This window comes from Vibrio alginolyticus NBRC 15630 = ATCC 17749 (assembly GCF_000354175.2).
In the GTDB taxonomy this organism is placed as follows: domain Bacteria; phylum Pseudomonadota; class Gammaproteobacteria; order Enterobacterales; family Vibrionaceae; genus Vibrio; species Vibrio alginolyticus.
The window spans coordinates 1,903,353-1,922,793 of record NC_022349.1; the positions used below are offsets into that span (position 1 = coordinate 1,903,353).

The following is a 19,441-nucleotide window of genomic DNA, read 5'->3' on the forward strand; positions in this document are numbered from 1 at the left end:
GCGTTAGTACACGATTAGGATCAACACGGGTTTGCAGTAAGTTGTCTTGCTACTCGGTTGCACACTAGCCGACATCAGCCCGACAACCTCTATTGCAAGCAATCAGAGTTAGGTCACTTCACACCTATTTGGAAACGACCTAACAACTCGCATGCAGAGCCGTACTACGGCAAGGAGACGCTATGGGCGATACCGATCGGAAACTGTTTGTACTCGATACCAACATTCTTCTTCATGAACCCTTTGCCATCTTCTCTTTCCAAGAACACGATGTCGTTATCCCCATGACCGTGTTGGAAGAACTCGACCGAATCAAAGACAGTAAGCGCGACGTTGCAAGAGATGCGCGCGTGGCTATTCGCACCTTGGAAGATTTGTTTAAAGAAGCAACGCCAGATGAAATCTCTGAAGGCATTCCTGTTTCTAAAGACAACCCCGACCAAGGTACTATTTCCATTTTGGCGGATTTTGAACTGCAGGAAACTGTCAAAGCCTTCGCCGACAAAGCCGGTGACAACCGTATTCTCAACGCGGTGCTTTATCTGCAAAATAAACGTGCACCACGTGAAGTGGTACTGATCACGAAAGACATCAACATGCGTCTGCGAGCCAAAGGGGCTGGTGTACGCTTTGTTGAGGACTATAGAACCGACCAACTGATTGACGACATTCAATACCTAACCAAAGGCTTTCAATTGCGTGAAGGTGATTTCTGGAGCGGTATTGAGGAAGTAGAAAGCTATGCTCTGGGCGGAAAAACTTACCACAAACTCAGTCGCGAACCCTTCGACCCAACCTTTATCAACCAATACGTTATTGATGAAGACAGTGACTTTGCTGGTCGCGTAGAAACCATCAATGAAGACAAGCTAACGCTTCTCGACCTGAGCCGCGAACGTCTAATGCATCGTAAGGCTTGGGACATCACACCTAAAAATATCTACCAGGGAATGGCGTTAGATGCCTTACTCGATCCAGAAATTGACTTGGTGATTCTAACGGGTGCGGCGGGTAGTGGTAAGACATTACTGGCAATGGGAGCAGCATTGGAGCAAACCATTGAAAAAAGCATGTTCGATAAAATTATCGTAACACGTAACACGCCAGATATCGGTGAATCCATCGGCTTCTTACCCGGCTCCGAAGAGGAGAAAATGATGCCGTGGTTAGCGGCGGTGACCGATACCTTGGAAGCACTACATAAACACGATCACTGCACTGAAGGCTCATTGAAGTACATCTGCGATAAAGCCAACATTCAATTTAAATCGATCAACTTTATGCGTGGCCGTTCGATTCAAAATGCGTTTGTACTGCTTGATGAGTGTCAAAACCTCACTGCATCACAAATCAAAACCATCATTACCCGCTGTGGCGAAGGAACCAAAATCGTCTGCTCCGGTAACTTGGCGCAGATTGACTCCCATTACCTCACCCCAGTGACATCAGGATTGACGTACATGGTTGAGCGCTTCAAGAACTTTGAAGGCAGCGCAAATATTCACCTCAACGGCGTGGTTCGTAGCCGCTTGGCGGAATTTGCTGAAGAAAACCTGTAATTGACACCGACTCACAAAGCAAAAGAGCGCTCTAATGAGCGCTCTTTTTATAACGATTCGACTGAGTTACTCCGTGCCACCCACTGTCAGTGAGTCCAGCTTCAAGGTCGGCTGACCAACCCCAACTGGCACACTTTGACCTGCTTTACCACATACGCCAACGCCCTTGTCGATACTTAGGTCGTTACCGACCATAGAGACTTGCTGCATTGCTTCGATACCTGATCCAATCAACGTCGCACCTTTAACAGGGCGCGTAATTTTACCGTTTTCAATCAAGTATGCTTCGGATGCAGAGAACACAAACTTACCCGAAGTAATGTCCACCTGACCGCCACCAAAGTTTGGCGCATACAACCCTTTCTCGACCGTCGAGATTATTTCTTCTGGCGTATGTTCACCTGGTAGCATGTAGGTGTTGGTCATACGCGGCATTGGTAAATGTGCATAAGACTCACGACGACCGTTACCTGTTGGGTTCACACCCATTAACCGCGCGTTTAGCTTGTCTTGCATGTAACCTTTCAGCACACCATTTTCGATAAGCGTGTTGTACTGGCCGTTTACCCCTTCATCATCCACATTCAGTGAACCACGAAGGTCTTTTAACGTGCCATCATCGACGATGGTACACAGCGAAGACGTCACTTGTTGACCCATTTTGCCAGAGAAAACCGAAGATTCCTTCCGGTTAAAATCACCTTCTAGGCCATGACCTACCGCTTCGTGTAGCAACACGCCAGGCCAGCCAGAACCCAATACCACTGGCATCATGCCAGCTGGTGCTGCTTCTGCTTCAAGGTTGATTAACGCCATGCGAATCGCTTCGTCTGCGTAATGAAAAGCTTGTTTCACACCATTGCTTTCCGTTAAAAAGAAATCGTAACCGAAACGGCCGCCGCCACCAGCGCTACCGCGTTCACGTCGTTCACCTTTTTGTGCGAGCACGCTAATAGACAAACGCACCAAAGGACGAATATCGCCAGCATAAGTACCGTCTGTTGCCGCAACAAGCATCTGCTCATGCACACCGCTGATGCTGATCGAGACCTCTTTAATCAATGGTTCTTTAGTGCGGATGTAAGCATCTAGAGATTTGAGCAATTCTGTTTTTTGCTGCTTTTCCCATTCAGCTAGTGGATTCACAGCGGCGTAGTACGCTTGGTTTTCGGTGCGTTTAAACGCTTGGACTTTACCATTCTGCCCTTGCTGAGCAATACCGCGCGCCGCCATTGCACTCTGCTTCAGGCCTTCAGGCTGGATTTGATCAGAGTAGGCAAAGCCGGTTTTCTCGCCAGTTACTGCACGGACACCAACACCACAATCAATGTTAAAAGAGCCATCTTTGATGATGCTGTCTTCTAGAACCAGAGACTCATGCCAGCTGGACTGAAAGTAAATGTCCGCATAATCGATCTGGCGCGTCGCAATGCTGGCAAGCGTGTCAGCAATGTCTTGTTCTGTCAGACCATTTGGGGCAAGGAGTGCCTGTTCTATTTGGTTTGTGCTCATAGTTAGCTCTTTTATTTCCGTCTCAATTCATTTTGAAAGCGACTGTGTTGAGTCAGCGGCATATTCTGCCTTACTTGTTGGCTTTGTGACAAATCTATCTCAGTCACCAATAAACCTACTTCATCCTGAAGCTGTTTATGGATACGTCCCCAAGGGTCAACGACCATTGAGTGTCCCCATGTTTTTCGTCCACATGGATGCGTTCCAGTTTGTCCGCTTGCCAAAATCCAACATTGTGTCTCAATCGCTCTAGCTCGCAATAATACTTCCCAGTGAGCTTGCCCCGTCACAGCGGTAAACGCAGCGGGCACCACAATGATATCCGCCCCTTCTTGACGCAATACTTTATAAAGTTCTGGGAAACGTAAATCATAACAAATACTCAATCCAACACTGCCGATATCAGTTTCCGCAACGACTATTTGATTACCCGCCATAAACGTATCCGACTCACGATAACTACCATAACCATCGGCTACGTCGACATCAAACATATGCAGTTTGTCATAGTGAGCAATGCATTTACCGTGCGGCGGAAATACAAGTGTTGTGGTGGTGACACCTTTTGCGGTTTGAATGGGCATGCTTCCGACAATTAGCGTTAACTGGTTCTTTCTAGCGATTTCACAGAGCCGCTGTTGAATCATGCCACTGCCAAGTGGCTCTGCATGTTGATGATAAGCTTCGCGACTGGAAAATAGCACTGTATTTTCAGGAGTAAGAACAAGTTTGGCACCTTGCTTGCTCGCTAAAGCACACTGTTTTTCAATGAAGTCCAAATTCGCGTTAATATCCGGACCCGAAGTCATTTGAATAATGCCAACACGCTCCATGTGTTTCCTCCCTATTCCATTATATTCGGTGAGTTATTTGGCCTGTTCACGCAGTTTTTCTGGCAGCTTGTATTCACCTTTACTTCGCGAAATTTCTTTCACCGTTGGTGAATCTAGTAGGCCTTTCACTTCATAATTGACTTGAGTGAAGACCTCAACCACCGGAGATATCACCGTAGAGATGGCCAAGACATACAAAGCAGTTTGAGGCGCAACGGCAAACGCGGTCAGCATTGGTAGGCCTGATGTGATGTCTGGTGTGAATTTCACTTCCGCATCAACCATTCTGCTGTTCATATTAGCGATGCCGCGGATTTGCATTTCCCCTGCTAACGCATCCATTACGATATCATTGGTGATAAACACACCGTCTTGGATTTTGCCCGTTCCCGTGATCGAGTTGAATGCCATGCCTTTATCGAATACGTCGGTAAAGTCGAGCTGCATCTTACGGATGATAGAATCCAAGCTAAACAAGCCTAACAAGCGTGCCGCACCACTAACTTCACTGATCACGCCTTTACCAAATTCCGTTGAGACGTTTCCTTGCAAGGTTTGTGTCTTCATTGACCAAGGTGCGCCGTCCCATTCCATATTGGCATTGATCTCAAATGGTGCTTGTTGAATGCCTGATGTAATACCAAAGCGCTCCATAAGATCGGTGTTGTTATCACCTTTCATTTTCATGGTTAAGTTGGAATGGCTACTCTCTTTCGTCAGGTCCCACCAACCACTCATATCAATGCGGTTTTTGCCGCTACTAAAGGTGATATTTTTCCACTCCAAACGGTTCTGGCGACGCTGCAAATCAACATTCACTTTGCCCACTTTGTAGCCTTGCAGCCAAAAATCATCAATGTTCAAAGTTAAGTTTGGCATCTCTGCGTGAAACTTGCGGTCAAAATTGGTAATCAAAGGTGCGTTTTGATCTTCACTCGCAAAGATTGAGCTGCGCTCTTTGGTCATCTCTTCAAACCCTGGAATGTACAGATGCAAGTGCTCTAAAGAGACCGATAGATCATAGGGTTTCAGATAGTTAGCTTTCCCTTTAACCTCTTGACTGTCCACATCGAGTTGCCAACTCAAATTTTTCTTGCTTGCTGAAAAATCCACATCATGAAACTCAATCCCACCGAGCTGTAAGTTTGGCGTTTCAACTTCAATGCGTGTCGGCAATGGAATGGTCGGCGTTTTCATGCTTGCCAAAACAGACGATGACGGCTTGCTCTCAGAGACCTGCGCAAGCTCCGCCCATTGGTCTAAATTCAGTTCTTCGACACGCACCGAAGCATCGTGCCCGACAATAGGACTAATCCGGAAGCCACCTTTGCCAACCATTAAATGAGTCGCAGTCAGAACCGGGACATCGCCAGCGATATCTATCTCAGTTTGATACTTCACATTTGGGATCTGTAGTCTTGCTGAAATACTCTCTTGGTTACCGGATGCTTGCAGTTTCGCTTGCCCAGACTCACCAATTTTTTTCGCTAAAGGATAAGGATATTGACTAGCCAGACGATTTAGCTGCGCCAGCACTTCAAGCTGATAAGTGAAACCAACATCATTGAGTTGCAAGTCAATGTCCATTTGCCACGGCGCATGGCCAGAAACAAGGTTTAACCAACGCTCACCGACATAGGGTTTGAGAGGCTCGACATCCCAATCTCCTAGTGTATTAATTGTCACGTTGTAGCCTTGCTCCGCACTCTCCCCATGGAAATCAAGAGAGATAGGCTGTTGTAATAATTCGGCCGACAAACCCGATGTGGTAACCACATCATTGTCGAAGGTGATACGTCCTGTGGCGTTTTCAAGCGTCATTGGCGGCGCTTCAATATCAACACGATTTTCTGTTAAATCGGCATAACCCCAAGCGCGAGACTCTTTCTCAAAATCAAACGGTATATTGAGTTGAAACTCAGAGTAAACGGGACCACTCACTTGCAGCGCTGTCAATGCGGCACCGACTGAATCCACTAATGGCGTCGCCATCATGTAGTCACGGACTTCATTACCCGGCGCGCTTGCTTTCGCTTCAATCTCAATGTGCCCACCTTCTGCCAACTCAGGGATTCGCCCAGTGATACGCTTGGCATGAACGCCATTTAGTGTGGCTGATTTTGAATCCAAATACATGGCATCATTTTCAAACAGCAAGTCTAGCTGCAAATCCGTGATGGTTGGCCATGCCGTATCAAAGCTAAATTTCGCGTCTTTTAATCCAACCCAAGCTTGGAACATGCCATTATGTTCTTTGTAAGGAAAATCACCTAACTCGCCATACCACAACAATTTCGCTGTATTCACTTTTCCGCCCTGAATCGCGGTCGAAAGATAGTCGGTCAAGTCTTGTCCAAGTGCCAGAGTCGGTAGATAGCGCCATGTTTCACCCGCGTTGTAGAGATCCGCTTCGGCATAGAACGATAAAAATGGGCTTTGTTCTTTTGGAAAATCAAGACGAAATGCCCCCAGGACTTGAAGATCAGGCGTTGCTGCCGTCACTTTATCCGACCACAAGCGCCAACCCGCATCATCTTGCTGCCAGATAATATCGACTTCACCTTGTTTGATATTCAGCGGAGCTTGGAATACATCGCCGTACGGAAAGACATCATCAATGACGGTGACTTTTGCTTTAGCTTGATTCACATCCCCCGATACGCTGCCCTGTACGTGATGAAACCCGGGTAGGAGCTCCCATTGTGTCATCGCGAGTTCATCCAGTTCAGCCGAGTAGCGTAAGGTGTCTAAACCACCGTTCATTGACAATCGGACATCTTCGACCCGACCTTTCGGTGCTAGTTTGTTAATAAGGTCACTGGTCGACTCTGACTCTGGAGCCAGCTTAATGAGCGGAATGAGTGCTTCAATGTCGAGTTGAGAGAGATTAAGCATCCAGCCGTTTGGTTGCCAATCAAACGCGACGTCTAGCTCTGGCCAAGGGGTATTATCGGTTCTGATCTGAAGTGAGTGGCCATTTACTTTCCAGCCTTGTTTATCTGGTCGAAGATTGAAAATTCCAGACTCAATAAACAGCTCATGATGTCCATCTTCATTCCACACCAACTCGGAAGGCAGCAATTCAACATAAGCATCATGCGGTTGGCTATGTTTGAGCGTTAGCCAAGTATTTAAGCTGACTTTACCCGACTCTGCTCCTGACTCTTCTTGCATGTAAGTGGTCAGCCAAGGTGTGACCGAGACATCTTGAGCACTCACGTAAAACTCACCAGATACATCGCGCAACGAGCCATGATCTTTAAAGTTAGCGCTTACTAACAATGAGTTCAGGCGAACATCGGCAATGCTAACCGTGCCTTCGGCTACGTGACGTTTCCCTTGATTGCTCCAACGAAGCTGCTCAATATCTAAACGGCGAGTTTCACCAGACACCGACTTATACCAAATCCGTGAATCGCTAATAGTGAAGTCTTCGAACTGACGTAAAAGAAGTGAGTCGAGTTGGTCAATGAGTTTCACTTCGCTCTTATCCACTTCAGGCTTCGGATCTTGACGATGAGAAGTCGGCAGAATGTCTACCGTGTGAATGTCTAAAGCGAGGTTATGAATGGTAAGGTCTGCAACTACAGGTTTAAGTTGAAAAAGAGATTGAATAAGGTCGAACTCAATTTGGACTTCTTCAACAGCGAAGCGTGCATCTTGCACGTTTGGTAGATTTGCCTCTAAACCCAGTAACGCAATTGAGGGATGATTATTGCGCCACGTCCCTGCGACATTAGCAATAGAAACGTCAAAACCTGTGCCTTGTTTGACCCAGGTTTTGATCTCATCTTGGAAATGGTTAAGTTGCGGCAGTGTGACGCGAAGCGTGGTTACTAATATGGCTAATAACACCAATACAGTAACTAAACTCCACGCACAAAAACGCCCAAAACGGTTAACACCAGAATTCACAAATGTTCCAAATTACATCATTACGACGTCAAACTGTTCCTGAATGTACAGGGGTTCAGCCTGAACTCGCACTTGCTTGCCAATAAATACTTCGAGCTCTGCCAACGCATGAGACTCATCGCCCAATAGCGCTTCAGCAACAAACGGCGATGCGTACACGACAAAATTATCGGCGTCGTAAGCACGGTTCACACGAGTAATCTCGCGTAATATCTCAAAGCATACGGTTTCGACCGTTTTCACGCTGCCACGGCCTTCACAAGTAGGACAGCCAGAACACAAGATATGTTCAATACTTTCTCGTGTGCGCTTGCGCGTCATTTCAACTAAGCCAAGCTGGGTAAAGCCGTTGATGTTGGTTTTTACTCGGTCTTTCGCCAGCGCCGTTTCCAGTGAGGTAAGTACTCGCTGACGATGCTCTTCGGATGCCATATCGATAAAATCAATAATGATGATACCGCCGAGGTTACGTAAACGTAGCTGACGCGCAATAGCTTGCGTTGCCTCTATATTGGTATTGAAGATAGTCTCTTCGAGATTACGACGACCAACAAATGCACCCGTGTTGATGTCGATGGTGGTCATGGCTTCGGTTTGATCGATGATCAAATAGCCGCCCGATTTTAGCTCGACCTTGCGCTCTAAAGAACGCTGAATTTCGTTTTCGGTGTCGTACATGTCAAAGATTGGCTTGTCACCTTCGTAAAGCTCAAGCTTATCTGTTAACTCCGGTACATACTCAGAAGTGAATTCTTTCAGGTTCTCGTATTCAAGGCGGGAGTCGACCATGATCTTATCGAGCTCTGTGCCAACAAAGTCACGCAGAATGCGTTGAGCTAAGCCGAGTTCACCGTAAAGTGTTGAACGCGTTTTGTATTTTGAGCGACGCTCCATGACTTTTAGCCACAAACGCTTTAGAAATGCCGCATCTTGAGATAGCTCTTTTTCATCAGCGCCTTCTGCCGCGGTACGAATGATAAAACCACCGTGCTCATCGCAGTAATGGTTCACCACCTTTTTCAAACGCTCGCGCTCTTTTTCACTTTCAATACGCTGCGAAACACCGACATGGCTGGCCCCCGGCATAAAAACAAGATAACGCGAAGGTAAGGTGATATCCGTCGTTAAACGCGCACCTTTTGTGCCGAGCGGATCTTTGACCACTTGCACAACAATGTCTTGTCCCTGGCGTACCAGCTCAGAGATATCACGGACTTGAAACTGCTGTTTTTCGTTTTCTGCCACACATTCGGTATGAGGAACAATATCTGACGCATGTAAAAACGCCGCTTTATCTAAACCAATGTCGACGAAAGCCGCCTGCATGCCTGGTAACACTCGGCTTACTTTGCCTTTGTATATATTGCCCACAATACCGCGACGCGATTCGCGCTCGATATGTATTTCTTGTAGTACTCCACCTTCAATCATGGCCACACGAGTTTCACTCGGGGTCACGTTAAGCAGCAATTCTGCACTCATGTGCACACCTCAAAACAATTATAAAAATTCTTGAATTAGCTGATCGGTTTCGAACAAAGGTAAGCCTACTACAGCGTGATAACTGCCTTCGATTCGGGTGACAAATCGCCCTCCGAGTCCCTGAATACCATAACTTCCAGCTTTATCGCATGGCTCTCCTGACTGCCAATATTGTTCGATTTCTTCGTGAGTCAGTGGTTTGAACCACACGTCAGTGGTAACGACCACTGAATGTTGTTGTTCCGATGATACAACGCTCACCGCAGTCATCACTTGATGGCGACGACCCGATAAGTCAGTAAGCATACGCTTTGAATCTTCAAAACTTTTTGGTTTTTCTAGCACACGGTCATCGCATACTACGACCGTATCAGAGCCCAATACAACGGAATCAGGCTTAGCCAACGCTAAGCCTGCCTGAGCTTTTTCCAAAGAAAGACGCAACACGTAATCTCGTGCTTGCTCATGAGCCTGTTTGGCTTCCTCAACATCAGGCAATACGATCTCAAAATCATAACCCAGTTGAGCAAGCAGCTCTTTTCTTCTCGGAGAACCCGATGCGAGAACGAGAGATAAGCTTTTCTTCACCGCTTTACCTTACGTGCCATGCACGACGAACTCGTCGCATTAATAAAAACATCCATGGCCAAAGTATACAGTTTATTGCCGCCGTCCACAGAGATAATGGATTAAATACTACGTCTTGGTTCAAATATTCCCCACAGAATATCAGAACTTCCAATAACGCAGTAAAAAAGGCAATTAAAATCGACTGTTGCCACAAAGCCATGTTGCGAATCAACAGGAAATTCAGCGCCACGAGGTAGATAACGATCGACATCATCATGCCACGAATTCCAAGCGTTGAGCCGATCAAAATGTCCCATAATAAGCCCAACACTAGCGCAGTTCCGACGTTCACTCGGTGCGGTAGTGCCAACACCCAATAACACGTAACAAGGAACAACCATGAAGGGCGTAACACATCTAACACACCTGGCCATGGAATGGTTTGCAGTACCAGCGCAACGAAGAAACTGACGCCAATCACCATTCGGCTACTCAATACATTATTGGCCATCGGTTACCTCTTGTTCTTGCTCTAACCCTTCATCTACATTGGACCGCAGTACTTTGTGTTGACGGTCTTCATTCGGCCAAATCAGCAGTAGGTAGCGTAAGCGATCAAACTCCACAACCGGCTCAGCCTTGATTGAGGCGAACTCTTGACGCGTATCGTGATCCACATTGGTAACCGTCGCGACTGGATATCCCTCAGGGTAAATGCCACCTAAACCGGATGTCACCAATAAATCACCAACCTGAATATCTGTGCTGGTTGGAATGTGCTCCAGTTGGATTTCATCCATTTCACCATTGCCCGATGCGATCACTCGGATATCATTGCGGATCACCTGGACAGGAATTGCATTTTTCGCGTCCGTTAGCAGCAGAACACGTGCGTTGTGCGCTGCGACAAACGTAACCTGACCGACGATGCCTTTCTCGTTGATAACAGGCTGACCAACGTAAACACCATCAATACGGCCTTTATCGATCACCACTTGATGACGATAAGGTGAAGTATCCACCGCCATTACTTCTGTCACGACTTTCTTTTCATCACGGACAAATGAAGATCCTAACAACTTACGTAAGCGTTGGTTTTCTTCTTTATATTGGTCGAGCAAGATAAGCTCGCTTTTCAGGCGTAGCACTTCTCGCTTTAAGCTGCGATTGCCTTCAACCAATGCCTGATGAGAATTAAAACGTTCAAATACGCCATCGAACATACTACGAGGCAAATTCGCTGCGTACTGAATCGGTGCAACCATACTGTTTAGTAGGTATCGAACGTTGGAAAACGTATCTAGACGACTATCGGCCAGCATTAAGCTCGCCGACACGATGACAGCAAAAAACAGACGTAATTGCAGAGACGGACCTCTGCCGAAAATCGGTTTCATCTTGTTTTTGACCTGATTGCTTCCATGATTATTGAGCCTTACTTGGCAACCTAAAAATACTTAACTAAATACTTTTAGGTATGGAGCATGTTTGAATTACAGAGAGAGCAGAAATGAAGGTGAAGCCCGACATGAGCTTCACCTAAACCTTTATTCTTCAGAGAACAGATCGCCACCGTGCATGTCGATCATTTCTAGTGCTTTACCGCCACCACGCGCAACACACGTTAGTGGATCTTCCGCGATAACCACAGGAATACCAGTTTCTTCCATTAGTAGACGATCGAGATCTTTCAGTAGTGCACCACCACCGGTTAGTACCATACCGTTTTCAGAAATGTCTGAAGCAAGCTCTGGAGGACACTGTTCTAGTGCAACCATGACTGCTGATACGATGCCAGATAGCGGCTCTTGAAGCGCTTCTAGGATCTCGTTTGAGTTCAAGCTAAAGCTGCGTGGTACACCCTCTGCAAGGTTACGACCGCGAACTTCAATCTCTTGAACTTCATCACCAGGGTAAGCAGAACCGATTTCGTGTTTGATCTTTTCAGCCGTTGCTTCACCAATCAAGCTGCCGTAGTTACGACGTACGTAGTTGATCACAGCTTCATCAAAGCGGTCACCACCGATACGTACAGACGATGAGTAAACCACACCGTTTAGAGAGATAACGGCAACTTCAGTTGTACCACCACCGATATCGACCACCATTGAACCTGTCGGCTCAGATACACGTAAACCAGCACCAATTGCCGCCGCCATTGGCTCGTCGATTAGGTAAACTTCACGCGCACCAGCACCAAGTGCTGATTCACGAATTGCGCGACGCTCAACTTGGGTAGAACCACAAGGAACACAAACAAGAACACGTGGGCTTGGCTTTAGGATGCTGTTATCATGCACTTGCTTGATAAAGTGCTGAAGCATTTTTTCGGTTACGTAGAAGTCAGCAATTACGCCGTCTTTCATTGGGCGAATAGCGGAAATGTTGCCAGGTGTACGACCAAGCATCTGTTTTGCTGCGTGACCGACTGCAGCAACGCTTTTTGCAGAACCTACACGATCTTGACGAATAGCAACTACAGAAGGTTCATCAAGGACAATTCCTTGCCCTTTTACGTAAATTAGAGTGTTGGCTGTACCTAAATCGATAGATAGATCGTTAGAAAACATGCCACGAAGTTTCTTAAACATACTCTTCGCTCATCCTGCAAAAATATAGAAGACAAAAATTGCTCTAAATGTACCAATGCCTCGCTGTCACAGCAAGGTATTGGTACACAAACATGAGCAGAAAGCCTCAATTTCTTGCAGTTTCCTAACTTAAGGGCAAAAACCTAAGTTGTTACTGTCCGGTTAACCCTGGCTCACCACGGTAAATCACGCGATCGTTACCACGGTGAATACCAAAGGTGACGACTGAGGATGGGTTTTCTTCGGAGCCATCATTGTCCCAATCATATTTGAGCCATGGTAAGCCATTTTTTGAATCATCAAGATCTAACCAAACGCGCGTTTGCTGACGGTATGGTTCAGCTTGAGTTGCAGTAACAGATCGAGAAGAACCAGAAGACACTTCACCACCAGCTCCTAGTGTAACCGCTTTAGGATCAGCATCAGTACCTGTTGGCCAAATATGCCTTTCAGCGGCAGTGACACCTTTCACATCGGTTTGATTATCATTAGGGTTGGCGATAAAGCGGCTACCATTCCAGTATTCGATTCTTAGAGGAATATGTAAGGTCGCACCCTGATTTCCACCAACATCATCTAGGCCTACACGACCAAAGCGGATATCAGGTTGAATAGAAAGAACTGGATTACCATACACCGATATAGGATCTGGCTCTGTTGCCACGCCAACCTTTATATCTGTCGCTTTTATGGTGTTGCCATTAAGATTAAAAGGTCCATCTTCGTAACCTGCGGCAGGAGTCTTTTTCATCCAACACAATCCTTCTGCCGAATTGCACTCTCCACTTAATGGGGGAGTCAGTGTGAAGCGTTGAATACTTCCCAATGCGTCTACCCAAGAAGGTGTTAAATTCCCCTGAGCATTAAACCGATTCAATGAATCACTCAACTCAAAAGATGCTACATGTTCTTTGTTGAAGTATTTATAATTTTCTACTGATTTTGGAACATCCCCACCAGTCAATACCTCTACTTCATACCACATAGAATCGAAGTTTTGATTCATATAGTTAAAGCTTTGACTTCCAGCATAGTCCCAATTTTGCCCGCACAACGTGTAGAACTTAGGATAGAAACGACCAAGTGTAATGGTCGCGGGCTGAATCAAGAATGAACTCTTACCAAGGTAGAGAGACGTATTTTCAACATCGCCTTTGGGCGCACTTATTGAAAATTCAAACGCACCTACCTCTGACACAGTTTGAGGAAATAACGTTTTAGCATCATCAGAAGCAATATGTTTATATGTGTCTGTGAGAAGCTCTGCTTTTTTTCCGCCAGCACTTATAGCGGGATACACAACTTCATTTGACACAACCATTTGTTCTTCTTCGTAGTTTTTAGCTGGTATATGACCTTTACCATCTTCACTATACTGCAAAGCAGTGATGCTCATAGTAAATTCCTCACCAGCTGAAACAAACCGACTATCACACCCAGAGTTAATACTGCTACACCGCCCACCTGCAGTTACTTGGAGGCGATGTGGATAACTCACAAATTTGCCAACACCCTCGGAATCTTGAATCCCCTCAACAGAAGCAATAAACGAAACTTGACCTACTTCAGGATAAGTAAACTTAAACTTAGCTTGCCCATTATCATTAAAGTATACATCCTTAAGGTAAGTACTCCCTTTCTCTGAAATAGTTTTGTCCGAGCTCCAAACCGGCGCAGTATCCCCCTCTCTCTTCATATAGTTTAACGTAACATCTGGCTGCACTATCGGAGCTACGGTATGCTTCATGCTCATATTAATATTACGTGTAGTATCGGTTGTTGAACTAGATGAGCAAAATTCAAAAAAGTTGCTATCTGAAGACTCCTTGTTAGCGATGACATCTTCAGCAACGATAGATAACGTATTGCGACGGAATTTAATCTTACAGTATTTGGCCGAAAGCTCACCACCATTAATTCGACAACGTGTATCCTCAAAACCGAACTGTGGAACCGAGCTGTGTGCAATACCCATAGTAACTTCACCCGCTCTAGAGCCTCGAATCTGAAGATTAGTAGACCCCTTAAAGCTAATTGGTGAACTTTGTTCCCAATTAGCAACATGATGCCCCGCACTGGGGGAAAGAGTTACGTGCAAATCTTCGGCATCGGTTATTGAGCCAGGATAAAGCGTATTACAGTCTTTATCCATACATGCCCTCAGAGTGACATCAGACGGCTGACATGTACTGCCAGAGCCGGAGTAATCAAACTCAAAATGATGGATACCTTCTGTAAGTGGCTGGAATTCGTCGGCACATATTTGGAAGTTATCAATTTCATGCACATTTTTTACCAAGCCAGTAGAACCCGCTACAGACACTCGAAATTCACTTGGAGCAGTCGATTGAGCAAAACCTTGCATGATATTGAAAGAATCAATAATGTCCTCCCAATCTAGGTTATAGCTTTTTAGTTTCCCTCTATCATCAACATCAACTTTGAGGTTACCTTGGTAGCTGGCTCTTTTGATAGAGACATAAACCCCGGCGTCTCGACCATCGATAGCCCGTGAATCAATAGTCATCCGATAACGGTGAATCTCGTCCTTTGACTCATCATCAAGCTTGCCAACGTTACTGTTCTTTTTAATAAAGCGATATCCACCGAACCATCCTTCAGGGAACGTACCTATACGATGGTTGTTCGTGTCAATATATTCACCAGGACCTTTTTTCTCACCCGATCCTCGTATTGTTATTGAATGATCATTCTGTCCAGGGCTACTATCAAGCGGATTTTTATCTTGATAATAACTGCCTTCATTAGAGAAGTTACCATACTCATCAATACCAAAAGCGATCCAACCTCCAGCAAACCCTTCGATGCCTCCGCCGTCAGGTTTCACGCCATAACCTAACGGCCCACCAAATGCACCAGTAGATGGTGGAACACTTGCATCCGAAAACACAATCGCTACCCCATCTGCACCAGTGTTGTTACGGTTACCATCGTACGCAAAATGGTCAAATTCAACTTCAATAATGTTGTTGCTTGATGGAAATATATAGTTGTATGCGCCAACTGCGGCTTGGCCCTGCACATTGTTGGTTATTCTCAAACGATTCTTGTGAATAAATGGTTTAGGCTCTGCACCACCCTGTCCATTATAATCACCGCTAAAGTAACCCATAGTTGCCCACTTTTGCTCAAGGTCAGATTCTTGAGCAAAGGCCTCAACATCAATACATTTTTTTGGATCAGGTAAAGTTGGTTCAGGCTCTGGCGGCGTAATGCCACAGTAATCATAAAAATCTCTATATTCTGAACTACTCACTAAATCAACAGGACATTTACCCTTCGATTGCTGTGCACTACATTTTGGATCGCTTAACCCACAATACGCAACGAGGTTCCCATCATAGGAATACGATGAATTCGCAGTACCGCAAAGGGTAGTATTATTAGAGAACTCAATGTACCTATTGCTTGGAAACTCTAAAGCCTTACTGTCCGCTAGGATTTTTGCTGCAGACAAAGCCATTCCTGCATTAAGAACACCTGCCGTGCCAAACACTGTTGAGTTCGTCACGTTCAGGTACTTTTTAGTGTTTACATCATCACCGATATAGGCGTTACTGATATTTGCCCCATTATTTTCACTTGATGCTGTACCACACACATAAGAATTACTAACTACCTCTAGATACCCCTTAACCTCAACATCACTTTTCACTCTTGAGCTATTGATCCGACCGCCATCGTTAGAACTGACGACTTCACCATCAACAAGGGAGTTTTGAACATCCACATAGCCTTTAGCTAAAACATCACCATCTATCTGACTACTTTCAACTAAAATGCCCTGATTGCTGCCTTGAGTATTATCTACATTGCCGCTCACGGAAGAATGGCTTACTTTGATATACCCTTTGCTTATAATACTGCCTGAAACATCTGAACCTTGCTGGATGACTACAGCGGGACTGCTATTACTATTTGTACTTACATAGCTGGCAACTTTAGTGTTAGTCAGTTCAATATAACCATCCGATGAGATTTGCTGGCTTACCTGATAATGATTAACCGTGACGGCCCCCTTAGCCGTAATATGACCACTCACAGACTTTGCGCTGGCACTGCCAGACGCATCAATATCTACCCCACCATTAGAGCTTGTGATACTGCCGTTAACCGAGCTATTGAAAGCTTCAATTTCTTGCTTCGCGATGAGATATGAGCCAACAAATGCATTATTAATACGAATACCACTATGACTGCTGTCAAGGTATCCATGGATAGCACCGTTTGAAACATCTACATAGTTTTTAGCGATAACATTTTGGCCGACATCGACATTGGTCAGCTTGACACCATCTTTGGTACTTCTTACCGTCCCTAGCACAGTCGAGTTAGATAGCTCTATATAGTTACCATTATCAATATGGCCATTAAGAGTCAGGTTAGAGGCAGCAAATGAATTTCCGTTGAGATCCAACGATAAAGAGTTGCTCGGGCTACCGATGGTATTATAACCGCCAAAACTCACGTATTTTTTTATACGCAGCCAACTGGTTTGGTTATTGGTTAAGATTTTATCGCCGGGATCAAGCGATAATCCCTTTGAGCAAGTGTAAATGGTTAAACTGTAGTTGTAACTGCCCTTCCCTGGACAAGGGCTATTTTTAGCATATATCTTTCCTTTCCAGCTATACCAAGGCGTGAGATCGAAAACAGTAGCAAAAGCATTTCCAGAAAAAAACAGCAATCCAGAAATTATAATTAGTATTCTTGTATTCATTTGTACTCCTTTACCCAAACCTCTTGCTGACGCTGTACCTGTATAACCCCAGAACCACACGTTGCCGTGGCCTGCACCTTAAAAAGATATTTAGCGTCAGGGGTACCCTCATTGAAAGTACCTATATTTGTACATGCCATCGCATTAACCTTGCACCCACTTCCCACAGCTACCGGCGGAACGGCACCGCTAACCTCCCCACTGCATACGGTCTCGATATCTGTTGTACTTGTATCTAACGGATACATCTTGGTCAGTGCCCATTCATTGGCGGACTGAGCAACAAACCAAGCTTTTGTTCCCAAAAACTCTCTTGTTAATCCGCTTTGATTCGACCATGTAACTTTCATTAAAGAGGAAGCCAAATATCCCATTACAATAATGACGAATAACACGATGATTAGTACATTTCCGCTGGAGTTTCTTTTACGGGACATTGAGCACCTGCACATCTTGTTGATACACACTACGTTCACCATCCTGCTCAAACTCTAGATTAATATGAACTAAACCACCTCGTTGCAGAGTAGACTCTAGATAACGCATACCACTTACGGACGTATCGACACTATCCGCAACTGTAATACCATTTCGCGTAACTCGCTTGGTATCAAAACAGTAGCGAACCTCCGACTTCTCTTGATAAATATAAAGACGGCTAGAAACAGAGGATCCCGTAATCGTACTTGCCCCCCCACTAACAACAAAAACCTTACCTGTTTTAGCTAAACCACCAATGGCTATATTTCGCGAAGAAGTTGATTGTAAATCTTCATATCGGCTCGGATTTATCACCATCCTGCGATTCGCAGGAATAGGATTAAGCGTTGAGTCATTACCTAGCAAAAACTCTAAGTCATTATTCTTAAACGTGTAAAAACCAGAATATTCAATCGGCACAAACTCTAGACAATTAGTTGTTCCTTTTGGCACATGAAAACTATTAGGTACAGCATGGCGGATTTCACGCGTCATCTTTTCTAAAACAAACTGAGCTTGTGTTTGTATTCGTTGGCGGTCGATAGTATCAGCGTACCCTTTCATTCCTAACTGGACATACCCAGCTATACCCAACATGATGAAGCTGCCGATCACAATCGTAACTATCATTTCCATTAAGGTGAAACCACGAGCTTTCATCAGTAGTTCCCTTTAATAGCGGTTAAAGTAAGGGGCTGCGTGTTCCCCGCAAAAATCCGTAATGTTACTTTTTTGTATTCGGTTATTTCATCGGGAGCTTTATCCGTCAGATCATCATAGGCAACGCTAACTTCTAATCTAAAGTTTTTGTACTGCTCAGTACTGTCCGCACCAAGTACATCACTAATATTCCCTCTAGGGATACCATCACACTGAGAAGCCGTTGTAGATGTGCTCCAACACCCGATATAGTCATCGACATCGTTGAAAGAACTCGGATTTGATGCATCCTCTCCGTAGTCAGTATCCACACCTAAAGTCGAAGAGCATAAATTCAAAGGATTATCTAGATGAGGGCTGTCTTTAGGCTCACCACATCGAACAGTACCACCATCAAAGTCACTCCACTGGTCAAAGCCTCGTGAAAGAATCTGTGACATAAAACCTTGGCCTAATGCGGCCGCGCGGGTTTGATAGTGAGGGATGGCGGAATCTCGAATTTGAGGGACAAGAAAAGAAGTAAACGCCACCATCGCAATGCCCATTAAAACAATCGCGATGATCATTTCTATTAAAGTCATGCCACTAGATTTCTTCATGAGCATGTACCTTTAGAAACATAGCCTTGAGTATTAATTTCAACTTGGCAGCGGCTTCGACCATGTTTATCTTCAATTAAGATGTTTACAGCACCACTTACAGGATTGCCGAGAAGGTTAAAATTAATTGTATTTGCGGCACCGCTGATAACGGAAAACTTTGCGGACTTATCGATAACCACGTCACTACGGGCATCTTGTGCACTACCTATTAGTGCGCAGGCAGCAACTGAACCAACACATGAGCTAGAAACTTGCAAACGAAAGTTATCATCAGGTTTCTCAACATTCGACTGCATACGATTCACCTGCACTTGGCGAATCACAGAAATCACACGTTCTTGTAATGCATATGCAGAAAAACTGCCAGAGCCCATAAAACGGCTGGCTGCAAAAAGTGAAAGGCTAGAGAGGAGAACAATCACGAGGATTAACTCCATTAACGTGAACCCTAATGCAGAGCTGCGAATTTTCATAACCCAACCTTAGGCTTAGAACA

14 protein-coding genes are annotated in these 19,441 nt (G+C 45.2%); 1 reads left to right on the forward strand and 13 read right to left on the reverse strand.

The window, feature by feature from the left end; all coding sequences use genetic code 11:
- Nucleotides 1-182 precede the first annotated feature (182 nt).
- Nucleotides 183-1,559: a PhoH family protein gene (locus N646_RS08705; protein ID WP_017821308.1), complete on the forward strand. Its 1,377-nt coding sequence runs from the start codon at nt 183-185 to the stop codon at nt 1,557-1,559.
- A gap of 66 nt (nt 1,560-1,625) precedes the next feature.
- On the opposite strand, the gene tldD is transcribed toward N646_RS08705, so the two are convergent.
- The 13 genes from tldD to N646_RS08770 form a co-directional block, all read right to left on the reverse strand.
- The gene (gene tldD, locus N646_RS08710) at nt 1,626-3,071 is read right to left on the reverse strand and encodes a metalloprotease TldD (protein ID WP_005381134.1); all 1,446 of its coding nucleotides are present in this window, start codon (nt 3,069-3,071) and stop codon (nt 1,626-1,628) included.
- Nucleotides 3,072-3,082: 11 nt separating this feature from the next.
- Nucleotides 3,083-3,904: a carbon-nitrogen hydrolase family protein gene (locus tag N646_RS08715; RefSeq protein WP_005381136.1), complete on the reverse strand. Its 822-nt coding sequence runs from the start codon at nt 3,902-3,904 to the stop codon at nt 3,083-3,085.
- Nucleotides 3,905-3,937: 33 nt separating this feature from the next.
- Complete coding sequence (locus N646_RS08720; RefSeq protein WP_017821309.1) at nt 3,938-7,819, reverse strand: YhdP family protein; 3,882 nt, start codon at nt 7,817-7,819, stop codon at nt 3,938-3,940.
- Nucleotides 7,820-7,831: 12 nt separating this feature from the next.
- Complete coding sequence (gene rng / locus N646_RS08725; RefSeq protein WP_005381138.1) at nt 7,832-9,301, reverse strand: ribonuclease G; 1,470 nt, start codon at nt 9,299-9,301, stop codon at nt 7,832-7,834.
- 18 nt (nt 9,302-9,319) lie between these two features.
- Nucleotides 9,320-9,889 (reverse strand): Maf family protein, encoded by a 570-nt coding sequence (locus N646_RS08730; RefSeq protein ID WP_017821310.1) that lies wholly within the window; start codon nt 9,887-9,889, stop codon nt 9,320-9,322.
- Nucleotides 9,890-9,893: 4 nt separating this feature from the next.
- Complete coding sequence (mreD, locus tag N646_RS08735; protein WP_005381141.1) at nt 9,894-10,382, reverse strand: rod shape-determining protein MreD; 489 nt, start codon at nt 10,380-10,382, stop codon at nt 9,894-9,896.
- Nucleotides 10,372-11,268 carry a rod shape-determining protein MreC gene (mreC, locus tag N646_RS08740; RefSeq protein WP_005381142.1) on the reverse strand — a complete coding sequence of 299 codons (897 nt, stop codon included), beginning with the start codon at nt 11,266-11,268 and terminating at the stop codon, nt 10,372-10,374. The genes mreD and mreC overlap by 11 nt, the downstream gene beginning before the upstream one ends.
- 150 nt (nt 11,269-11,418) lie before the next feature.
- Nucleotides 11,419-12,462, reverse strand: coding sequence for a rod shape-determining protein (locus N646_RS08745; protein ID WP_005381144.1), 1,044 nt, complete (start codon nt 12,460-12,462; stop codon nt 11,419-11,421).
- Nucleotides 12,463-12,613: 151 nt separating this feature from the next.
- On the reverse strand, nt 12,614-17,203 hold the full coding sequence (locus N646_RS08750) for a DUF6701 domain-containing protein (RefSeq protein ID WP_017821311.1): 4,590 nt from the start codon (nt 17,201-17,203) through the stop codon (nt 12,614-12,616).
- Nucleotides 17,200-17,640 carry a hypothetical protein gene (locus N646_RS08755; RefSeq protein ID WP_017821312.1) on the reverse strand — a complete coding sequence of 147 codons (441 nt, stop codon included), beginning with the start codon at nt 17,638-17,640 and terminating at the stop codon, nt 17,200-17,202. The genes N646_RS08750 and N646_RS08755 overlap by 4 nt, the downstream gene beginning before the upstream one ends.
- Nucleotides 17,630-18,343: a PilW family protein gene (locus tag N646_RS08760; RefSeq protein ID WP_017821313.1), complete on the reverse strand. Its 714-nt coding sequence runs from the start codon at nt 18,341-18,343 to the stop codon at nt 17,630-17,632. Before N646_RS08760 ends, N646_RS08755 begins: the two co-directional genes overlap by 11 nt.
- Nucleotides 18,343-18,942, reverse strand: a complete 600-nt coding sequence (locus N646_RS08765) for a type II secretion system protein (protein WP_017821314.1) — start codon at nt 18,940-18,942, stop codon at nt 18,343-18,345. Before N646_RS08765 ends, N646_RS08760 begins: the two co-directional genes overlap by 1 nt.
- A complete protein-coding gene (locus N646_RS08770) occupies nt 18,939-19,418 on the reverse strand; it encodes a type II secretion system protein (protein ID WP_017821315.1) in 480 nt (159 codons plus the stop codon). The genes N646_RS08765 and N646_RS08770 overlap by 4 nt, the downstream gene beginning before the upstream one ends.
- Nucleotides 19,419-19,441: the final 23 nt, after the last annotated feature.